Below are 17,889 nucleotides of genomic sequence, written 5' to 3' on the forward strand. Positions count from 1 at the left end.
CCCTCCGAGAAGGGGGATTGGTGTTGTTACGCCTGGGACGCCACTACCGCGCCGGAATGCGCGGTTTCGCATAGTCGCCGGGAGCCCGCGCCGCGCCGCAGATTTCTGCTTTTACTTCCATCCGGTTCCAGCCGCATTCAGCTCGCCCCGAAATCCAGGCGGTTCCCGCCCAGCCTGCAAAGGGGCCGTCCACGCCCACCATGGATGAGGATTCCTCAAAGCCGGCGATGATTCCGGGACGGCCCTGAGCCTGACAATCCCCTTCGACCTGCATCACGGTATGCGAATCGAGGATAAACACCGTGTGGTCATCGCAGACAACGGTATGTTTGAAATAAAGCGATCCGTCGTCCTGGTTTATTCCCTGCAAGGCGCCCTGAAGTCCGCAGCGCAAATCCACTCCCTTGATTCCTTTGAGGCGGGCTGAGCCCATTGTCGTGACCTCGCTGAGGCTGTTGGTGTATGCCTGGCCCCTGAGGGTTAAGCACTCGGTTGCAAGCCCCAGGGTTGGGGAAAGAAAACCGAGGAGTAAAACAGTGGACAGGATGAGAAGTAATTTTTCTTTCATAAATATCTCCAGCAGGTTTGTTTGGGCCGTGATTGGCTCTCATCTGTATAGCAGAGCGTAAGGGCTTGTCAAATCGGTTTTTTTTTGAAGAAAGCCGCAGGCGGTAAGGTTCTTGAGAAAGGTTAAAAGACTTATTTTGTCTGTAACCTTTCGAAATTTTAAGCTCGGGGTTCAACGAAGTCTTAAAAAGTTCTGGCATTCTCACCGAGGGCCTTTTACATTGGCTTGATCTGTCTTCAGCTCTGCCTTGATCGCGGTATGGCACGGCGTTTTTTTCAGGTTTGATTATAAGGTGCTTGCACCCCCAACCCATGCAGACTCATACCTCCGAAGCCATTGTCTTACGTCATGTCGACTACGGCGAAGCCGATCGCATCGTGACCTTCTATGCGCGCGACGTCGGTCTGCTCAAGGGTTTTGCGCGTAACGCACGCAGCAGCCGACGACGGTTCGGCGCGGCGCTTGAGCCTTTTGCCGAGGTCCGGGTGCAATGGAAGAAGGCCCGCGGCGAGGGGCTGGTGAGTCTGCAAGAGGTTGAGCTGGAGGATCTGCGCGCCGCTTTGCGCACCCGTTTGGAGGCTCTGGCCCTGGCGGCTTATGGCTGTGAGCTGGTGGAAGAGTTGTTTGGCGGCGGCGCGCCGCATCCTGAGGTGTTCGATCTGTTGCGCGCCTTTCTTGACGCGCTGGCGGGCGATGGTGGAGGCCCGGCTGTCTTGAAGCTGCTGTTGGAGTTGCGGTTGTTGCGGGCGGCAGGGTATGTGCCTCATCTGCTGCATTGTTCTGAATGTGGTTGTGCCGGCGGCGAGGCGGTACTGTTTGCGGCCGCGCGGGGTGGGCGCCTGTGTCTGGATTGCGGTGGCGAGGCGGTCCTGCGGCTTTCGCCCTTGACCCTGGGTACGCTGGCGCGCTGCCTGAAGACCCCGGATGAGCTGTTCACCGGATTTCGTTTTGGCGCGCAGACTCTGGACGAGGGCGCGGCGTTGCTGGCCGATGCTCTGCGTCTGCATCTTGTCCGGCCGTTGCGCAGCCAGAGGTTTCTGGAGCGTTTCACGGCGTTCTGCGCGCCGCGCGAAGTCAGGTAAAATGGGATTTTGCCGAGGTTTTCGTCCTTGACAGCTCCATTTTTGTGGGCTACCCTTTTCCACCTGTTCTTTTTGTATACAGTATACGAATTTTTGCGTCGGAGCGGACGCAAACATCTTGATTTTTCCTGGAGGCAGCGTGACTTTTCAAGAATTGATCCTGGCTCTGCAGAACTACTGGGCCGAGCAGGGTTGCATCATCCAGCAGCCCTATGACCTGGAGAAGGGCGCCGGCACCTTCAATCCCGCCACTTTTCTGCGCGTTCTCGGGCCGGAACCCTGGAACGTCGCTTACGTCGAACCCTCGCGCCGGCCGACCGATGGGCGCTACGGCGAAAATCCCAACCGCCTGCAGCATTACTATCAGTTCCAGGTCATCCTCAAGCCCTCGCCCATGAATATCCAGGATCTGTATCTTGATTCCCTGCGCAGTTTCGGTATCGACCCGGCGAAGCACGACATCCGCTTCGTCGAGGACGACTGGGAATCTCCGACTCTGGGCGCCTGGGGACTGGGCTGGGAAGTGTGGCTCGACGGCATGGAAATTACCCAGTTCACCTATTTTCAGCAGGCCGGCGGCATCGATCTCAAGCCGGTCTCCGGGGAAATCACCTATGGCATCGAGCGCATCGCCATGTACCTGCAAGGGGTCGACAATGTCTATGACCTCGAATGGATCAAGGGGATTCGTTACGGCGATGTGCATCACCAGACCGAGGTGGAATTTTCCACCTATAACTTCGAAGTCGCCGATACGACCATGCTCTTCGCCTTGTTCGGCATGTACGAGAAGGAATGCATCCGCCTGGCGGAAAAAGAGCTGGTGTTTCCCGCCTATGATTTTGTGCTCAAGTGTTCCCATACGTTCAACCTGCTCGATGCCCGCGGCGCCATTTCCGTCACGGAGCGCGCCAACTACATCGGACGGGTGCGCAACCTGGCGAAACTTTGCGCCCAGGGCTATGTCGCCCAGCGCGAAAAACTGGGCTACCCGCTGTTGAAGCAGGGGTGAGTCCCTGCTTGTTTCCGATTGTGCCTGATGTCCGCTACCTGGAACCTGTTATCCACCTTTCGGAGTTTTCATGTCTGCCGAACTCTTTCTTGAAATAGGAACCGAGGAAATCCCCGCCGGTTTTTTGCCCCAGGCCATGGCCGATCTGCAACGGCTGATCCGCAAGGAATTCGAGGGGGCGCGTATCAGCTTCGATACGCTGCGCACCTACGCCACGCCCCGGCGCCTGGCTCTGGTCGTCAGCGGCGTGGCTGCAACCCAGGAGCGCCAGGAACTGAGTCTCATGGGGCCCTCGGTCAAGGTGGCCTTTGACGCCGAAGGCAATCCGACCAAGGCGGCTATGGGATTCGCCCGCGCCAACGGCGTTGAGGTTGACGCGTTGTCTCGTGCGCAAACGGACAAGGGCGAATACCTGTTCATCGCCAAGGTCATTGAGGGGCGCCCGACCGCCGAGCTGCTGCCGGAGATGCTGCCGCGTCTGCTGACCGCCATTCCCTTCAAGAAATCCATGCGCTGGAAGGATCTCGATATTCGCTTCGCGCGCCCGGTGCACTGGATCGTGGCTTTGTTCGAAGGCCAGGTGGTGCCCTTTGCCTTTGGAAATCTGCACAGCGGAAACATTTCCCGCGGGCATCGCTTTATGGCGCCCGGCACCTTTGCCGTGAGCGGCGAGCAGAACTGGCTGGCCGAATGCGAGCGGCATTTCGTGATGCCCGATCCCCAGCGCCGCCAGGACATTATCGCTCGCGAGATCGAGCGGGTCGCGGCCGCCGCAGGCGGGCGCATCAATCCCGATCCGGCGTTGCTCGAAGAAGTCTCCTATCTGGTTGAGTTTCCCGTGCCCCTGTGCGGCTCTTTCGAAGAAAAATACCTGCAATTGCCCCGTGAACTGCTCATCACCACCATGCGCGAGCATCAACGCTATTTCACCCTGGCCGGCGCGGACGACCGGCTGCTGCCGCGATTCATCACCATCGCCAACACCGAGCCTCTGGATCCGGAGGTAGTCGTGAAAGGCAACCAGCGGGTTCTGCGGGCACGTCTTGACGATGCCATGTTCTTCTGGCAAGAGGATCAGAAAAGCAAACTGGAAGCCCGCCTGGAGGCTCTCAAGAGCGTGGTCTACCAAGCCAAGCTGGGCACCAGCTATGAGAAGGTCATGCGCTTTAAGGTCATTGCCGAATCTCTCGCGGAAAAATTTGAGCCCCAGGCCAGAGACCTGACCGCGCGCGCCGCCCTGTTGGCCAAATGCGATCTGGAAACGGGCATGGTCTACGAGTTTCCCGAACTGCAGGGTGTCATGGGCCGCGAGTACGCGCGCCTCGAAGGCGAGGACGCGCGTGTCTGCACCGCCATCTACGAACATTACCTGCCCCTGCATGCCGGGGGTGAGCTGCCCGCTGACAGCATCGGCGCGTTTATCTCCATCGCCGACAAGATCGATACCCTGTGTGGCTGCTTCGGCGTCGGTCTGATTCCCACCGGCACCGCCGACCCCTATGCCCTGCGGCGCAATGCCATCGGCATTCTCAATATCATCCTCGACCGCAAATTCCGCCTGTCGATCCCCGAACTGATTGAGCAGAGTCTGGAATTGCTGCGCGAGAAGCTCACCCGCCCCTTTGATGAGGTGCGTGGCGACGTGGTGGAATTCATTCGCCTGCGGTTCTTCAACATGCTCACCGGGCAGGGTTATCCCCAGGATGTGGTCGACGCGGTCTTGGCGGCAGGTTTTGCCGAGCCCGTCGATGCCCTGCAGCGGGTCAGGGCACTGGCCGAAATGAAACAGCGCGAAGATTTCGAAGCTCTCGCGGTTGCTTTCAAGCGCGTGGTCAATATCATCAAGGGTGGAGTGCCCGAGGCCGTGCGCCCGGAGTTGTTGCAGGCCGATTGTGAAAAGCAGCTGGCGGCGGCGGTGCAGCGTGCCGCCGAGGAGGTTCGCGCTCTGGTTGGGCAAGGGGACTATGCCGCAGCGCTGCAAGCCGTTGCGGCCTTGCGCCCTCCGGTGGATGCTTTTTTCGACGGGGTCATGGTCATGGCGGAGGATGCGGCGCTACGCACCAATCGCCTGGCGTTGCTCACCGCGGTGGCTCGTCTATTTGAGGGGATTGCCGACTTTTCACGGATTTCTGATTAATTCCAGAGATCGTAGGCGTAGAAGTGGGTCATGGTGGCCCGGCATATCATCACTGAACGAGGAGGAGTAGGTTGATGACAGCGAAGTATGTGTATTTCTTCGGCGAGGGGAAAGCCGAAGGGCGTGGGGACATGAAGAATCTGCTGGGCGGCAAGGGGGCCAACCTGGCGGACATGACATCCATCGGGCTGCCCGTGCCGCCCGGGTTTACTCTCACCACTGAAGTCTGTACCGAATTTTACAAAAACAATCGCCAGTATCCGTCCGAGCTCAAGGGGCAGGTCGAAGAGGCCCTCGCTCAGGTCGAAAGTCTCATGAACAAGAAGTTCGGCGATGCGCAAAACCCTCTGCTGGTGTCGGTGCGCTCGGGGGCGCGCGCCTCCATGCCGGGCATGATGGATACGGTGCTCAATCTCGGCCTCAACGACGACACCATTCAGGGCGTCATCGCCCAGAGCGGCGACAAGCGCTTCGCCTACGATTCCTATCGGCGCTTCATTCAGATGTACGCCAATGTGGTCATGGGCATGAAGGGCGAGTTGCTCGAGGACATCCTCGAAGAGATGAAGGAGGAGAAGGGCGTTCATGAGGATACCGAGCTCTCCGCCGAAGATCTCAAAAAGCTGGTGGCGTTGTTCAAGGACAAGGTCAAGGAAACCCTCGGTCGCGATTTCCCCAACGATCCCCATGAGCAGTTGTGGGGTGCAATCGGCGCGGTGTTCGGGTCGTGGATGAACCAGCGCGCCATCACCTACCGCAAGCTCAACAACATCCCTGCCGAGTGGGGCACTGCCGTCAACGTGCAGTCCATGGTGTTCGGCAATATGGGTGATGATTGCGCCACCGGCGTTGCCTTTACCCGCAATCCCTCCACCGGGGAGCACGTGTTCTACGGTGAATTTCTCGTCAACGCCCAGGGCGAAGACGTGGTCGCCGGAACCCGCACGCCGCAGCCCATCAAAAAAAGTCAGGGCGATGGCACTCTCCCTTCCATGGAAGAGGTCATGCCCGAGAGCTATGCTCAGTTGATGAAGATCCAGCAGACCCTGGAAACCCATTACCAGGATATGCAGGATATCGAATTCACCATTGAAAAGGGCAAGCTCTACATGCTGCAGACCCGCAACGGCAAGCGCACCGCGGGTGCCGCGGTGAAGATTGCCGTCGATATGGTGCAGGAAGGGCTCATCGACGAAAAAATCGCTGTGCTGCGCGTCGAACCGACGCAGCTTGATCAGTTGCTGCATCCCTCCCTCGATCCCAAGGCCCCCCGCACGGTGGTCGCCAAGGGGCTGCCGGCATCGCCGGGGGCGGTCAACGGTGAGGTGGTGTTCAGTGCCGACGATGCCGAGGAAGCCGCGCGGATCGGTCTCAAGGTCATCCTGGTGCGCATCGAGACCAGTCCCGAAGATATCCACGGCATGCACGCCGCTCAGGGCATCCTTACCGCCCGTGGCGGCATGACCTCGCACGCCGCGGTGGTCGCTCGCGGCATGGGAAAATGCTGCGTGGCCGGTTGCGGCGACATCAAGATCGACTACGCTAAGCAACAGTTCACGACGCGCGACGGCAAGGTCTTTAAAAAGGGCGACGTCATTACACTTGACGGCGCGACCGGCGAAGTCATGCAGGGCGCGGTGCCCACGGTGACCCCGCAACTGACCGGAGACTTTGCGCGGCTCATGAAGTGGGTCGATAAATTTCGCCGCTTGCGGGTGCGCACCAATGCCGATACGCCGCAGGATTCCAAAGTGGCGCGCGAATTCGGCGCCGAGGGCATCGGCCTGTGCCGCACCGAGCACATGTTCTTTGACGCCGAGCGCATCATGGCGGTGCGCGAGATGATTCTGGCCGATGATGTGGACGGACGGCGCAAGGCCCTGGCCAAGATTCTGCCCATGCAAAAAGGTGATTTCAAGGGCATTTTCCGCGAGATGAAGGGGTTGCCGGTCACCATCCGCCTCCTTGATCCGCCGTTGCACGAATTCCTGCCGCAGAAGGATGAGGAGATCGAGGAAATTTCCCAGGTCATGGGGGTCCATGCCGCGACGCTCAAGGCCAAGGTGGAAAGCCTGCATGAGTTCAATCCGATGCTCGGTCATCGTGGTTGCCGTCTCGGCATCACCTATCCCGAAATCTACGACATGCAGGTGCAGGCCATCATGGAAGCGGCCTGTGAGTTGATCAAAGAAGAAGGGTTCGAGATCGTGCCGGAAATCATGATTCCTCTGGTCGGGCACGTCAAGGAACTCGAAATCATGCGCGCCAACGCCGTACGCGTGGCTGACGAGGTCATCGAGCGCTACGGTGTGGCGGTCACTTACCTCATTGGCACCATGATCGAGTTGCCGCGCGCGGCGTTGACCGCGGATGAGGTGGCGACCCAGGCTGATTTCTTCTCCTTCGGCACCAACGATCTGACTCAGACCACCTTCGGCCTGTCGCGCGACGATGCCGGAAAGTTTCTGCCCTTTTATGTTGAAAAAGATATCCTGCCCAACGATCCCTTCGTCACCCTCGATCAAAAGGGAGTCGGCGAACTGGTTCGTATGGGCTGTGAAAAAGGCCGCAGCGCGCGGCCCGATATCAAGTTGGGCATCTGCGGCGAGCATGGCGGCGATCCGCAGAGCGTGACCTTCTGTCACGACATCGGACTGGATTATGTGTCCTGTTCGCCCTACCGGGTTCCCGTGGCGCGTCTAGCCGCGGCCCATGCCGCGCTTAAATCCGGAAAGTAGAGTTCCTTTCTCGTCTCACCGCAAAAGGCCGCCCCGTTCAGGGCGGCCTTTTCATTTCGTCCTGATCCTTGACGGCGCGCCAGGCACAATGGTAAAAGATGTCCCTTTGCATCCGCTCCGCAATGCTGCGGGGGGGAAGCTCCCCAACCGTTTTTTTCTATCGGAGTCCCATGAGTTCCAGGAATACACCAACCGTCGGCGGTCACATCGATTCCCAATGCACCCGTTGCCGCATGCTGACCAACCATACCGTGGTGGCCATGGTCGCTGATCGCCCGGTCAAAGTGCAATGCAATACCTGCGGCGGCCTGCATGGCTACCGTGCCCCCAAGGCCGCGCCCAAGGCCCGCGCTGCCGTGCCGCGCCGGGTTACCGACAAGCCCGCAGCGGCCTCGCGCAGCGCCGATCATGAACAATGGAACAGGGCGGTGGCGGACAAGGACCAGGGTGAGGCGCGTGCCTACGGCATGGATGACGTTTTTCGCGCCGATGAACTGATTCGTCACCCCATGTTCGGTCTCGGGGTGGTCACGGCCACCATCAAGCCCAATAAGATGGAAGTGTTGTTCGAGCAGGGACGTAAGACATTACGCTGTCGCCTTTGATCCCACGGGGCTGTTCAGTCCGCAGCGCAGATCGCGGCGGCATCCCTTGCGGCAAAAGGTTCCGACAATGCCTGCGGCCGGACCCAAAAGGCTTTTCGTCCCGTGATAATTTCTGATCTCCATCCATGGAATCTGGCGCCGCGAGATGCGGCGGCTTTGCAGCGGCAACTTGCCGCGCAGGTGGTGGTCAAGGATCATTTGCCGCCTGAGGTCCGCCAGGTGGCCGGGGTCGATGTCTCGTATAAAAAACACGGCAAAATGTTTTTTGCGGCCGTCTCGGTGTTGTCGTTCCCCGATCTTGAACCGCTGAGCCGCGCAACCGCGCAGGGACTGTCGGAGTTTCCCTACATTCCGGGCCTGCTGTCGTTTCGCGAACTCCCCATTGTTCTGGAGGCCTTTCGGCGGTTGCCGCAGGCCCCTGACGTGATCCTGGTGGATGGGCAGGGCATCGCTCACCCACGCCGCCTGGGGTTGGCGAGCCACCTCGGTTTGTGGTTGGGGGTGCCGACCATCGGCTGCGCCAAGAGCCGGCTGTGCGGCGAGCATCCGGCGCCGGGGAAGGATAAAGGCGATGCGGTTCCCTTGCGCGACGGCGAGGACACCCTCGGTACGGTGCTGACCACACGCACGGGCACGCGTCCGCTGTACGTCTCACCCGGCCACTTGATTGATCAACGCCGGGCGGTGGAAATCACTCTCGCCTGTTGCCGCCGTTATCGCCAGCCCGAACCCACGCGCAGTGCCCACCTCTTGAGCAATGAACTGCGGCGCGCCGCCGCGGATTTGCCTTCCTGACTTTCCCCTCAGAGTACGCTGACCTCAAGGCTGCCGACCTGCTCAATTTCGGCCCGCAGCCTGTCTCCAGCGACCACCTCACCGACTCCCGCGGGGGTGCCGGTCAAAATCAGATCCCCCTCTTCCAGAGTGAAAATTCGCGACAGATAGGCGAGGATGTTCGGAATGCGATGAAGCATCTGACTGGTATGGCCATCCTGGCGCAGCTCTCCATTGACCCACAGGCGGACAGCCAGATTGTGCGGGTCCGAAACCCAGGCCCGCGGCGCGAAATCGGAAATCGGACAGGAGGTGTCGAAACCCTTGGCGATTTCCCAGGGCAGCCCTTTCTTTTTCAGGCGGTTCTGCACATCACGCAGGGTCATGTCGAGGGCCACGCCGTAGCCGGCAATGTGGTTCAAGGCCTCATTTGCGGGAATGTTCTTTCCGTAACGGCCGATGAGCAGCGCCAGTTCCACCTCGTGCTGGCATTGGCGGGAGTAGGGAGGGATGACGATTTTTTCACCGGCGCGGATAATGCTGGTCGCCGGTTTCATGAAGACCACGGGTTCTTCGGGAACTTCGTTGCCGAGTTCCTGGATATGCGCGGCATAGTTTCGTCCCAGGCAGATGATCTTGCCGATGGAAAAATTGCGGTTGCTCTCCTGAAGACGCACAGTGATCATAAGAAGTCATCCTTTGTGGAAAATTCTCAAGAAAATAAGAGTATCCTCTGTTCAGATATAGCATAAGGATCGAGGGTTGCAAGGCAGCTTCCCGCCGCGGCGGTGCCGTGCTCCGCTGTGGTAAACTCTGACAAGAGCGCTCGCAGACCTCTGAAGATGCGTGACCTTTCCCCATACCCTGAAAGGATGCGGCATGTTTCTGCCCATCGGTGACCATCCCAATCCCCGCTCGACTCCCTGGGTCAATTACCTCCTGCTCGGAATCAACCTGGCTGTGTGGCTGCTGATTGCACTGCCGATGAGCAATGTGCCCCCCGAACTCAATGATCCGGTGCTGCTCGAATTTCTCTATGATCTCGGGGTGCGGGGCGCGGTGCCGGCCCAGGCCATTTTCGATCAGATCAGTGCCTATGATCTGTTTGTCTACCAGTATGGTTTCCGACCGGCGGATCCTTCACTGCTGACCCTTTTCAGCTCGTTGTTTCTCCACGGGGGATGGATGCACCTGTTCGGCAACATGCTTTTTCTGTGGATTTTCGGCAACAATGTCGAACACCGTCTGGGGTCCTTGGGCTATCTGGGCTGCTATCTGGGGGCAGGGGTGGCAGCCACCCTGTTCTTCGCCCTGTTTGTCCCCGATTCCACAACGCCGCTCATCGGTGCCTCCGGCGCGATTTCCGGGGTGCTCGGCTTTTATTTCCTGTGGTTTCCGCGCAACCTGGTGCGGGTGTTTATTTTCCTCTTTCCCTTTATCGTTACCACGGTGATGGTGCCGGCCCGCCTGGTGCTGGGTTTTTATCTGGTCCTCGACAATATCTTGCCGTTTCTGCTGACGCGCGGCGGGGCTGAGTCGGGTGTGGCCTACGGGGCGCATATCGGCGGGTTTCTCGTGGGGTTGGGATTGGCCTGGGGGCTGGAAAAAGTGCCGGGCCTCAATCTCTGGCGCAGTGAACAGCGCTACCGCAAGGAGAGGGTCGAAGCGTCCGCCGAAAACGACACGCGGTTATCTCCTGCGGCTCTTATTCATCATCACCTCATCAACGGGCATCCGCGGCAGGCGGCCGATCTTTACCTGCGCCTGAAGCAGCGCCCTGAGCGCCTTGGTGTTGATGCCGACGATGTTCTGGCCATCGGCGACCATCTTCTGGCGCAGGGGCGCGATGACCTGGCGCTGCCGGTTTTTCGTCGTTTCATTGCCGAGCGGCCGGGCGCTGCCGGCCTTGACCGCGCCTTTCTCGGAGCCGGCCAGGCCTTGGAGCGCCATCCTCGGCACATCACCAGCGCCTATCAGTATTTTCTTCAGGCACTGGATGTGGCGCGCAGCGACGCCGTCAAGGACCAGGCCCGACTGCATCTGCGGGCCATTGAACGCCGGGGCCGGAAGGACAACGGCCGCGCAGACTGAGGACGCCTCAGAATTTCCAGATCGCCTCGGCAAAGATCTGCCGGCGGACCTCGGTGACGGAATTTTTCAGGAAGCTTTCGACGGGGAACTCCTGGTGCCGACTATCCAGAAGATTGCGGCCCACAAGGGCAAAAGACAGATTGTCGCGTACCGCCCAGGCCAGCTTGGTGTCGAGTTCGAGATAGGAAGGAACGGGACCGCGTTCCAGGGCGTCGACATAGCGCAGCCAGGTATTCAACTCCAGGTTATGGGGCAAGTCCAGCCAGGCACGCAGAGAGGCCTGGTGCCGCGGAGTTTTTTCCTCGCTGAAATCAAAGTCCTCCTCGCCTAGGCGCGGCTCGACATGCAGCAGAATATAGGAATATGCACCCATGAGACGCAAACGTTCATGCGCCTGCCAGGACAGGGCCGCCTCTAAACCGTGGGAGCGAGCCTTGGTCTCGCTGTTGCGGGTGGTGAAGAGGGCGTCGAGTGGCGGCAGGGGCGGCGGCAAGACAAACGCGGCCGGAACCCCTTCAAAATTTCGCAGATCATCGTAAAAATTGAAAAAGGTGGCAAGATCCAAGGAGACCCTGTCGTTCAGCAGACCGCGATAGCCGAGTTCGAAGGCCGTGACCTTTTCGGTAGCGATGTTGGTGTTGCCGGCCGAAGTCAGGGGCAAGGGAGGATCAAAGGGCCGTACGGACAGAACGATCAGGGCGTCCTCTTCGGTGCGGCTTGGAGTGCGCACTGCCCGCGAGGCCGACAGCCACAGGGAATGGCGGGTGGAGGGAGTCCACAGCAGGCGCAGACTGGGTTGCACTTCAAGCCCTACGGACTCAAAATGCTCGGCTTTGGCTCCGGCATACAGGGTCAGTCGCTCGGCGACCAGGGGCAGTTCGGCCTGGGCAAAGGCGCTCAGCAGGTGGTCGGTTTTTTTTGAAGGACGGTAGGTGATGACCTGCCCGCTGTCAATGGCGTCGCGGCTGACGCGGTAACCCAGGCCCCAGGTGATGTCCAGCAACGCATTCGGCGCGAATTCGTGCTGAAAATCGAGGTCCAGGGTGGTGCGTCTTTCATCCTCGTCGAGCAGGTTGCGGCGGCGTTGGAAGTGATCGACATAAGCCTGGAGGCGGTAACGCGTGGAATCATCAGTTTCCCAGGAGCGCCGTGCCAGCAGAAATCCGCCATCGGTTTCGGTCGGTTCGTCGTTGAGTCGCGCGAAAGGCGCTGTAAAAAGAGGCTCGGTGCGCAGGGCTCCGGCGCGGGTCTGGTGCGCCTCGCCCTGCAGGGTGAACTGCTCACCGGCCGCCGGGTACCAGTCGCTGCGAAATCCGCCGCGCAGGCTGTCCCAATCGCCCTCTGCCGTTTCACCCGGCAATCCATGATGGCGAGTACGGTCGAAGTACTTCACAAACCCGCGCCAGTAGAAATTGTCGCCCGTTTTGCCGCCGTAGCGTAGCGCCCCGCTGCCGCGCTCGAGATTTCCCGCGCGCGCCGTGGCCAGGCCGCCCTGGGTGTCGCGGGCGCTTTTGGTGATGATGTTGACGATACCGTTGACCGCATTGGCGCCCCACAGGCTGCCGCCGGGGCCACGGATGACCTCGATGCGCTCGATGTCCTCCATCAGGGTGTCCTGGATGTCCCAGTAGACCCCGGAGAAGGTCGGGGTGTAGACGCTGCGTCCATCGATGAGCACCAAAAGTTTGTTGGCGAAACGACCATTGAAGCCGCGTGCACTGACCGCCCACTTGTTGCCGTCGATGTGCGCGACATGCATGCCGGGTACCATGCGTAACACATCAGGAATGGTGACGGCGCCCGAGCGTCTGATGTCATCGGCGGTGATGACAAAGACGGCAGCCGGCGTCTGAGAGAGGCGCTGAGGTGTTTTGGCCTGGGTGGTGACTTCCATGGCCATCAGTTCTTCGAGGGAAAAATCGGTCAGAGGTTTTCCGGCGCCCAACGCCAGGGACGCGCAGAGGAGCACGACGAGTAAATTCAGTCCACGAAAAACAATCAGAGGGTAATTCATCTATTCTCCCGGGAGGCTCAGCCAGCGCTCGATGAGGGCGAGTAATTCGGCTTGGCGGAAGGGTTTGCCAAGGAAGTCGTTCATGCCGGTTTGCAGGCAGGTTTCGCGGAAGCTGCGCTGCAGGTTGGCCGTCAGTGCGATGATGGGGGTGTGATCGCCCGCCGCGCGCAAACGCCGAGTCACCTCAAAGCCGTCAATGCCGGGCATCTGGCAATCCATAAGAATGAGGTCGAAGCGTTCGGCTGCAACGGCCGCCAAGGCCTCAACACCATCCTGCGCCACTTTTAGCGCCAGGTTGTGGGGCTCAAGAAGCAGGCCGATAAGTTTCTGCGTGGTGGGGTTGTCTTCGGCCAGCAGTATGCGTTTGCGTCCGTTCGTACCAAGGGAATGTGCAGGCGCGACACCTGACCCGGCTTGTTCAGCAAGGGATGTCTCAGGCTCTTCCCTGGGGACGGCAAAGGGTATTTCACAGGTGACGGTCGTTCCCTGCCCAGGGGTGCTGTGCAGCGCAACCGTGCCGCCCATCAAATGAACCAATTCGCGCACGATGGCCAACCCCAGGCCCGATCCGCCGTATTGGCGGCTGGTTGAGTTGTCGCCCTGGGCAAAGGCTTCGAAGATCTTTTCCTGTACTTCTTTCTCGATGCCGATCCCCGTATCCTGAACCTCAAGGCGCAGCAGCGCAGTTTCGGACGCGATATTCAGGGGCCGCATCTCCACTTGTACCGCGCCTGCGGGAGTGAATTTCACCGCGTTGCCCACCAGGTTGATAATGATTTGGCGCAGGCGCCCGCCGTCACCGAGAAGATGATGGGGAACGCCGGGGTCGATGTGACAACCGAGACGCAGACCTTTGTTACGGCTCGTCACTTCAAGCAGACGCACCGCATCTTCGATGATTTGGTGTGGATCAAATGCCGATGAGACCAGCGTCAGCCGCCCTGCCTCGATTTTTGCGATGTCAAGCAAATCATCGAGAATCCCCAGCAACGCCTCGCCCGAGCCGCGCACGGTTTCGGTCAGCTGTTTTTGCCGCTCGTCGAGGGGGGAGGAAAGCAGCAGGTCCGACATGCCGAGGACGCCGACCATGGGGGTGCGGAGTTCATGGCTGAGATTTGCCAGGAACGTTGACTTGGCGCGGTTTGCGGCCTCGGCCGCCTCTTTGGTGCGGCGCAGATTCTGGATGGTTTCGGCCAGGGTGGCATTGGCTTGGGACAATTCCTCGGTTCGGTGAGAAACCTGCTCCTCCAGCCCCTGGCGATGTTCGTCGAGTTGGCGATCGCGTTGTTGGACTTGCTCAAGCATGTGGTTGAAACCGTCCATCAGAGTGCCGATTTCGTCGTTGCTCTCGCGCCCGACCCGCAGGGCGTAGTTGCGGTGGCGTGAAACTTCCTCCATGGCGTCGGCCAGTTTCAGAATCGGCTGGGAAATGATGGATTGCAGGCGCGATGCGAGCAGATAGGCGATGCCCAGAGACAGGGCAAGAACGGCGAGACTGCCTGCCCCGAACCAGGCCAGACGCCAAAAGAGTTCGTCCATGTCGGTCTTGAGGTGAACGAGGCCGAGATATTCGGTGTCGAAATAAATCGGCTGAAAATAACACAGGGAACGGGCCCTGATTTGATGATGCCCGGATTCCTGCGGTTCAATCCGAGAAATGCTGGTTTCGCAGCAACAGGAAATCTGCCCCTCTGGCGGGGTGATCTGCAGGAGCGAAAACGGATTGCCCTGAGCGTCGTAGATGCCGGCCTCAATCAGGTTTTTTTGCACGCGCAAGGTGCCCAGAAGGTCATCGGCGGCCCCGGGATCATTAAACAGCAGCGGTGCCTGGCTGTTGTTGGCGACAATGCGCGCCAGGGAAGCAAGTTTGTCGATGGCGTTGTCGCGAAAGCTGACCACTTCGATTGCGATAAACGCCGTGGCCGTCAAGAGCAGAACCACGGTGCTGGTGACCAGGGTCATGGCCGTGAGCTTGCGGCGAATAGGCAGGCGGCTGAAAAAAGCTTTCATGGATGCTGCCCCCGCATGAGTTCTTCGGCGTTGGCGGCCAGTTGCAGCAGGCGCGAGCTGATAACAAGTCCCGCGGCGTGCGCCGCGTCCAGGTTGATGCGAAAGCGGATGCGGTTGTCGTGCAAGAACATTTCGATCATGCCGCCGCGCGCCGCGAAATCCTCCATATCCCCGATGGTGAGAGTTGGAAACAGTTCCAGCCTCGCCAGCACATCCTCAAGCCGCGCGCTTTCCGACTCGGCGATGAACAGCACCTGGCATTCGCGGATGGCGGCTGTCGTGTCCGGAAAGCTGATGCGCACCGGTCGTCCTTCGATGGTGCTGCCCTCCAGGCGTTGGATGTGTGGCCCGAAGGGATTTTCCCCGATGACCCCGATGCAGAAGGGCGCGTTGGTGGGCGCGGCGGATATTTCGGTTTCAGGCCAATAAACGAATTTTGCGAAGTTGAAAAGGAAGGCGGCCTTGGCTTCGTATTCTTCAAGGCTGGTGGAAGATGGGCTTGCATTGACCTGCGGCGCGACTGCCCCGAGCAGCCCCAGGCACAGGCACACGCCGACCAGATACAAAAATGCCCGATTTCGCCGGGGGCGAATCTTGCTGTCGATCCCCAGGCAATCGAGGATGAGCAGGAGTATCGCTGTGAGGCGGGTCAGAAGTGCCATGTCACCTTGCCGTAAATGCCGCGCGGGACTTCGGTGGCGAGCACCTCAAAAAAATCGTGTCCGCCGAATTCGGCGTGACGGCGCTCCAGGAGATTTTGTCCGACAAGGGCGAATTCCAGCTTTTTATGAGGATGACGCCAGGCGATGCGGGCATCGAGAGTAATATAGCTGGGTACGCTGATTTTCTCAACATTGACGTCGGCGGCTACATTTGACAGGGAGTCTACGTAGCGGAGCCAGAGGTCGAGATCAAGATTGTCTGAGACAGCGAAGGCCGAGCGCAGGGAAATTTGGTGTTTGGGAGCTTCGGTGTCTTCAAATTGGCTCAGGGTTGGTTCGGGGATGTCCGGTGTTTTGATCTTGAGCTTCAAAAAGGTATAGGCAAGTTGCAGCTTCAGATTGTCCAGCACCCGCCAGCTTGCGGCAACCTCGGCGCCGTGACTGCGTCCTTCAATCCGATCCGTGGTTTCAACGGCCAGGACCCCGTGGACGAAGGGCTCTTCCGCCAGGGAAAACCCGGCGATACGGCCGCCGAGGAGGTTTTTGTAGCGATTATAGAACAGCGCCAGGTCGACAAAAAGACTGGGGTGCAACTGTGAGCGGTAGCCCGCCTCATAGGCATCCACGGTTTCTGCCTGCAGATCGCGCCGGCCGCTGACTGCGACCCGCGTGGGCAGGGGCGCGGCCGGATTATGGGCCGTGTCAGGAGGGAAAAAACCCATATTGATGCGAATGTCATCTTCGCCGCGCGAGGGGGTGCGCACGGCCCTGGATGCGGCAGCCCAGAGGGTGTGCTGGGGCCCGGGGGTGTAGAGCAGGCGCAGAGTCGGTTGGAATTGCAGGCCGGAGCTGTCGTGATGCTCCCATTTCGCGCCGACGGTTGCCTCCAGGAGATCGGCAACAATAGTTATGCGATCCTGAGCGAAAGCGCTGTACAGGTGGTCGGTGCGCTTTCGCGGAGGAAAAAAAGTCAGGGGCGTGTCCACCAGGCGATCAGCCGTGCGCCGATAACCCAGGCCCCAGGTCACTTCGTGGCGGGCGAGGGGCACAAAGCGATGTTGAAATTCCAGGTCGTAGGTATGCAGGCGATAGTCAAAACCCAGATCCTCATAGCGAGAACGATCAACGTAGCCCTGAACCCGGATTTCGTCGCTGTCGCGCAACCGCCGCTCCCAGCGCCCCAGGAGGAATCCGCCGCCATGCTCGGTATCATCGTCCACCTGGCGGAAAAAAGGTTCGCTCAGCGAATGCTCGACAATTGTCTGGCCGCTTTTGCCTTGAGAAATCTCGCCTGAGAGCATCATGGAGGTTTGCGCATCGATCTCCCGGTCCCAGCGTAGCCCCGCATGCAGATTGTAGAAATCATCGGCGGGGTCATGGGTTGCGGCATCGTTCTCGCCGTGGCCACGATATTTGGCGTAGAGGCGCAGATGAGAGTCGTCGTCCAACCGCAGCCCCTGGCGCAGGGCAACGGAGACGTACTCCTGGGTGCCGGCGGCGGCGCTCACCAGGGTGCCCCGGGTGTCGGCGGCATGGCGGGTGATGATATTGATGACGCCGTTGACGGCATTGGCGCCCCACAGGCTGCCACCGGGCCCGCGGATCACCTCGATGCGCTCGATGTCCTCGAGAACCAGATCGTGCATTTCCCAGAAAACACCGGAAAACACCGGGAGGTAAATACTGCGCCCATCGATCATGACCAGCAGCTTGTTGGCGAAGCGGCCGTTGAAACCGCGCGCACTGACCGCCCATTTGTTGGCATCGAGCTTAGCCACCTGCATGCCCGGCACCAGGCGCAGCAGATCGGGAATGGTCGTGGCGCCAGAGCGGTGGATATCTTCAGCGCTGATGACGAAAACCGCAGCCGCGGCCTGAGAGAGAGGCTGGGATTTCTTGGATACCGAGGTGACCTCGATCTCCATGAGCTCTTCGAGGGAGAATTCCGTCAGAGATTTATGTGCGGCCCAGGCGCGAGGGATCAAAAGGAGAACGATCAGCAGCGCAGGAAAGGCAAAGCGTTTCAGAAAAAATGGCATTACCGCATCCAAAAGTGAAAATAAAAAGAATTGCATTTTGCCAGATGGGAAAGGTATTTACCACAAATTTGTCACTAGGGGTGAGAGAAAGTTAAGCTTTGGCGCATTGATTCGGCAAGCAATGTTTTTAACCTCAGGCTTGCCCTTCGGGCGCCGC

Annotated in this window: 13 protein-coding genes; 7 read left to right on the plus strand and 6 right to left on the minus strand. The window is 59.6% G+C overall.

The window, feature by feature from the left end; all coding sequences use genetic code 11:
• Positions 1 to 43 precede the first annotated feature (43 nt).
• Entirely contained in the window at positions 44 to 568 is a 525-nt protein-coding gene (locus GFER_RS04595) for a hypothetical protein (protein WP_040096462.1), read from the minus strand.
• Positions 569 to 879: 311 nt separating this feature from the next.
• Here GFER_RS04595 and recO point away from each other — a divergent pair, with 311 nt between their 5' ends.
• The 6 genes from recO to nfi all read left to right on the plus strand — a co-directional run bounded on the left by recO (position 880) and on the right by nfi (position 8,937).
• Positions 880 to 1,650, plus strand: a complete 771-nt coding sequence (recO, locus tag GFER_RS04600; RefSeq protein WP_052445957.1) for a DNA repair protein RecO — start codon at positions 880 to 882, stop codon at positions 1,648 to 1,650.
• Positions 1,651 to 1,789: 139 nt separating this feature from the next.
• Positions 1,790 to 2,662, plus strand: a complete 873-nt coding sequence (gene glyQ / locus GFER_RS04605; protein WP_040096464.1) for a glycine--tRNA ligase subunit alpha — start codon at positions 1,790 to 1,792, stop codon at positions 2,660 to 2,662.
• Positions 2,663 to 2,732: 70 nt separating this feature from the next.
• Positions 2,733 to 4,799 (plus strand): glycine--tRNA ligase subunit beta, encoded by a 2,067-nt coding sequence (gene glyS, locus GFER_RS04610; RefSeq protein ID WP_040096466.1) that lies wholly within the window; start codon positions 2,733 to 2,735, stop codon positions 4,797 to 4,799.
• A gap of 74 nt (positions 4,800 to 4,873) precedes the next feature.
• Positions 4,874 to 7,537, plus strand: coding sequence for a pyruvate, phosphate dikinase (ppdK, locus tag GFER_RS04615; protein WP_040096468.1), 2,664 nt, complete (start codon positions 4,874 to 4,876; stop codon positions 7,535 to 7,537).
• A 170-nt stretch (positions 7,538 to 7,707) separates the two neighbouring features.
• Positions 7,708 to 8,142: a hypothetical protein gene (locus GFER_RS04620; RefSeq protein WP_040096471.1), complete on the plus strand. Its 435-nt coding sequence runs from the start codon at positions 7,708 to 7,710 to the stop codon at positions 8,140 to 8,142.
• Between the two features lie 102 nt (positions 8,143 to 8,244).
• A complete protein-coding gene (gene nfi, locus GFER_RS04625) occupies positions 8,245 to 8,937 on the plus strand; it encodes a deoxyribonuclease V (protein WP_040096474.1) in 693 nt (230 codons plus the stop codon).
• 8 nt (positions 8,938 to 8,945) lie between these two features.
• Here nfi and GFER_RS04630 read toward each other — a convergent pair whose 3' ends face one another.
• Positions 8,946 to 9,602, minus strand: a complete 657-nt coding sequence (locus GFER_RS04630) for a fumarylacetoacetate hydrolase family protein (RefSeq protein WP_040096477.1) — start codon at positions 9,600 to 9,602, stop codon at positions 8,946 to 8,948.
• A gap of 193 nt (positions 9,603 to 9,795) precedes the next feature.
• On the opposite strand from GFER_RS04630, the gene GFER_RS17485 reads away from it, so the two are divergent.
• Positions 9,796 to 11,007, plus strand: a complete 1,212-nt coding sequence (locus GFER_RS17485; RefSeq protein ID WP_052445958.1) for a rhomboid family intramembrane serine protease — start codon at positions 9,796 to 9,798, stop codon at positions 11,005 to 11,007.
• A gap of 7 nt (positions 11,008 to 11,014) precedes the next feature.
• On the opposite strand, the gene GFER_RS04640 is transcribed toward GFER_RS17485, so the two are convergent.
• The 4 genes from GFER_RS04640 to GFER_RS04655 are packed head-to-tail and all read right to left on the minus strand — an operon-like array spanning position 11,015 to position 17,732.
• Positions 11,015 to 13,021: a TonB-dependent receptor plug domain-containing protein gene (locus tag GFER_RS04640; RefSeq protein WP_052445959.1), complete on the minus strand. Its 2,007-nt coding sequence runs from the start codon at positions 13,019 to 13,021 to the stop codon at positions 11,015 to 11,017.
• Complete coding sequence (locus GFER_RS04645) at positions 13,022 to 15,031, minus strand: hybrid sensor histidine kinase/response regulator (protein WP_052445960.1); 2,010 nt, start codon at positions 15,029 to 15,031, stop codon at positions 13,022 to 13,024.
• The gene (locus tag GFER_RS04650) at positions 15,028 to 15,693 is read right to left on the minus strand and encodes a YfiR family protein (protein ID WP_052445961.1); all 666 of its coding nucleotides are present in this window, start codon (positions 15,691 to 15,693) and stop codon (positions 15,028 to 15,030) included. Before GFER_RS04650 ends, GFER_RS04645 begins: the two co-directional genes overlap by 4 nt.
• Positions 15,681 to 17,732, minus strand: coding sequence for a TonB-dependent receptor plug domain-containing protein (locus GFER_RS04655; protein ID WP_040096479.1), 2,052 nt, complete (start codon positions 17,730 to 17,732; stop codon positions 15,681 to 15,683). Before GFER_RS04655 ends, GFER_RS04650 begins: the two co-directional genes overlap by 13 nt.
• Between the last annotated feature and the right edge of the window lie 157 nt (positions 17,733 to 17,889).

The organism is Geoalkalibacter ferrihydriticus DSM 17813, assembly GCF_000820505.1.
Classification (GTDB): Bacteria; Desulfobacterota; Desulfuromonadia; order Desulfuromonadales; family Geoalkalibacteraceae; genus Geoalkalibacter; species Geoalkalibacter ferrihydriticus.

What these genes read in the sequence shown, in the direction of transcription:
- GFER_RS04595 (WP_040096462.1), bottom strand. Translation starts at nt 568, where the DNA reads ATGAAAGAAAAATTACTTCTCATCCTGTCCACTGTTTTACTCCTCGGT.
- recO (WP_052445957.1), top strand. Translation starts at nt 880, where the DNA reads ATGCAGACTCATACCTCCGAAGCCATTGTCTTACGTCATGTCGACTAC.
- glyS (WP_040096466.1), top strand. Translation starts at nt 2,733, where the DNA reads ATGTCTGCCGAACTCTTTCTTGAAATAGGAACCGAGGAAATCCCCGCC.
- ppdK (WP_040096468.1), top strand. Translation starts at nt 4,874, where the DNA reads ATGACAGCGAAGTATGTGTATTTCTTCGGCGAGGGGAAAGCCGAAGGG.
- GFER_RS04620 (WP_040096471.1), top strand. Translation starts at nt 7,708, where the DNA reads ATGAGTTCCAGGAATACACCAACCGTCGGCGGTCACATCGATTCCCAA.
- GFER_RS04630 (WP_040096477.1), bottom strand. Translation starts at nt 9,602, where the DNA reads ATGATCACTGTGCGTCTTCAGGAGAGCAACCGCAATTTTTCCATCGGC.
- GFER_RS17485 (WP_052445958.1), top strand. Translation starts at nt 9,796, where the DNA reads ATGTTTCTGCCCATCGGTGACCATCCCAATCCCCGCTCGACTCCCTGG.
- GFER_RS04640 (WP_052445959.1), bottom strand. Translation starts at nt 13,021, where the DNA reads ATGAATTACCCTCTGATTGTTTTTCGTGGACTGAATTTACTCGTCGTG.
- GFER_RS04645 (WP_052445960.1), bottom strand. Translation starts at nt 15,031, where the DNA reads ATGAAAGCTTTTTTCAGCCGCCTGCCTATTCGCCGCAAGCTCACGGCC.
- GFER_RS04650 (WP_052445961.1), bottom strand. Translation starts at nt 15,693, where the DNA reads ATGGCACTTCTGACCCGCCTCACAGCGATACTCCTGCTCATCCTCGAT.
- GFER_RS04655 (WP_040096479.1), bottom strand. Translation starts at nt 17,732, where the DNA reads ATGCCATTTTTTCTGAAACGCTTTGCCTTTCCTGCGCTGCTGATCGTT.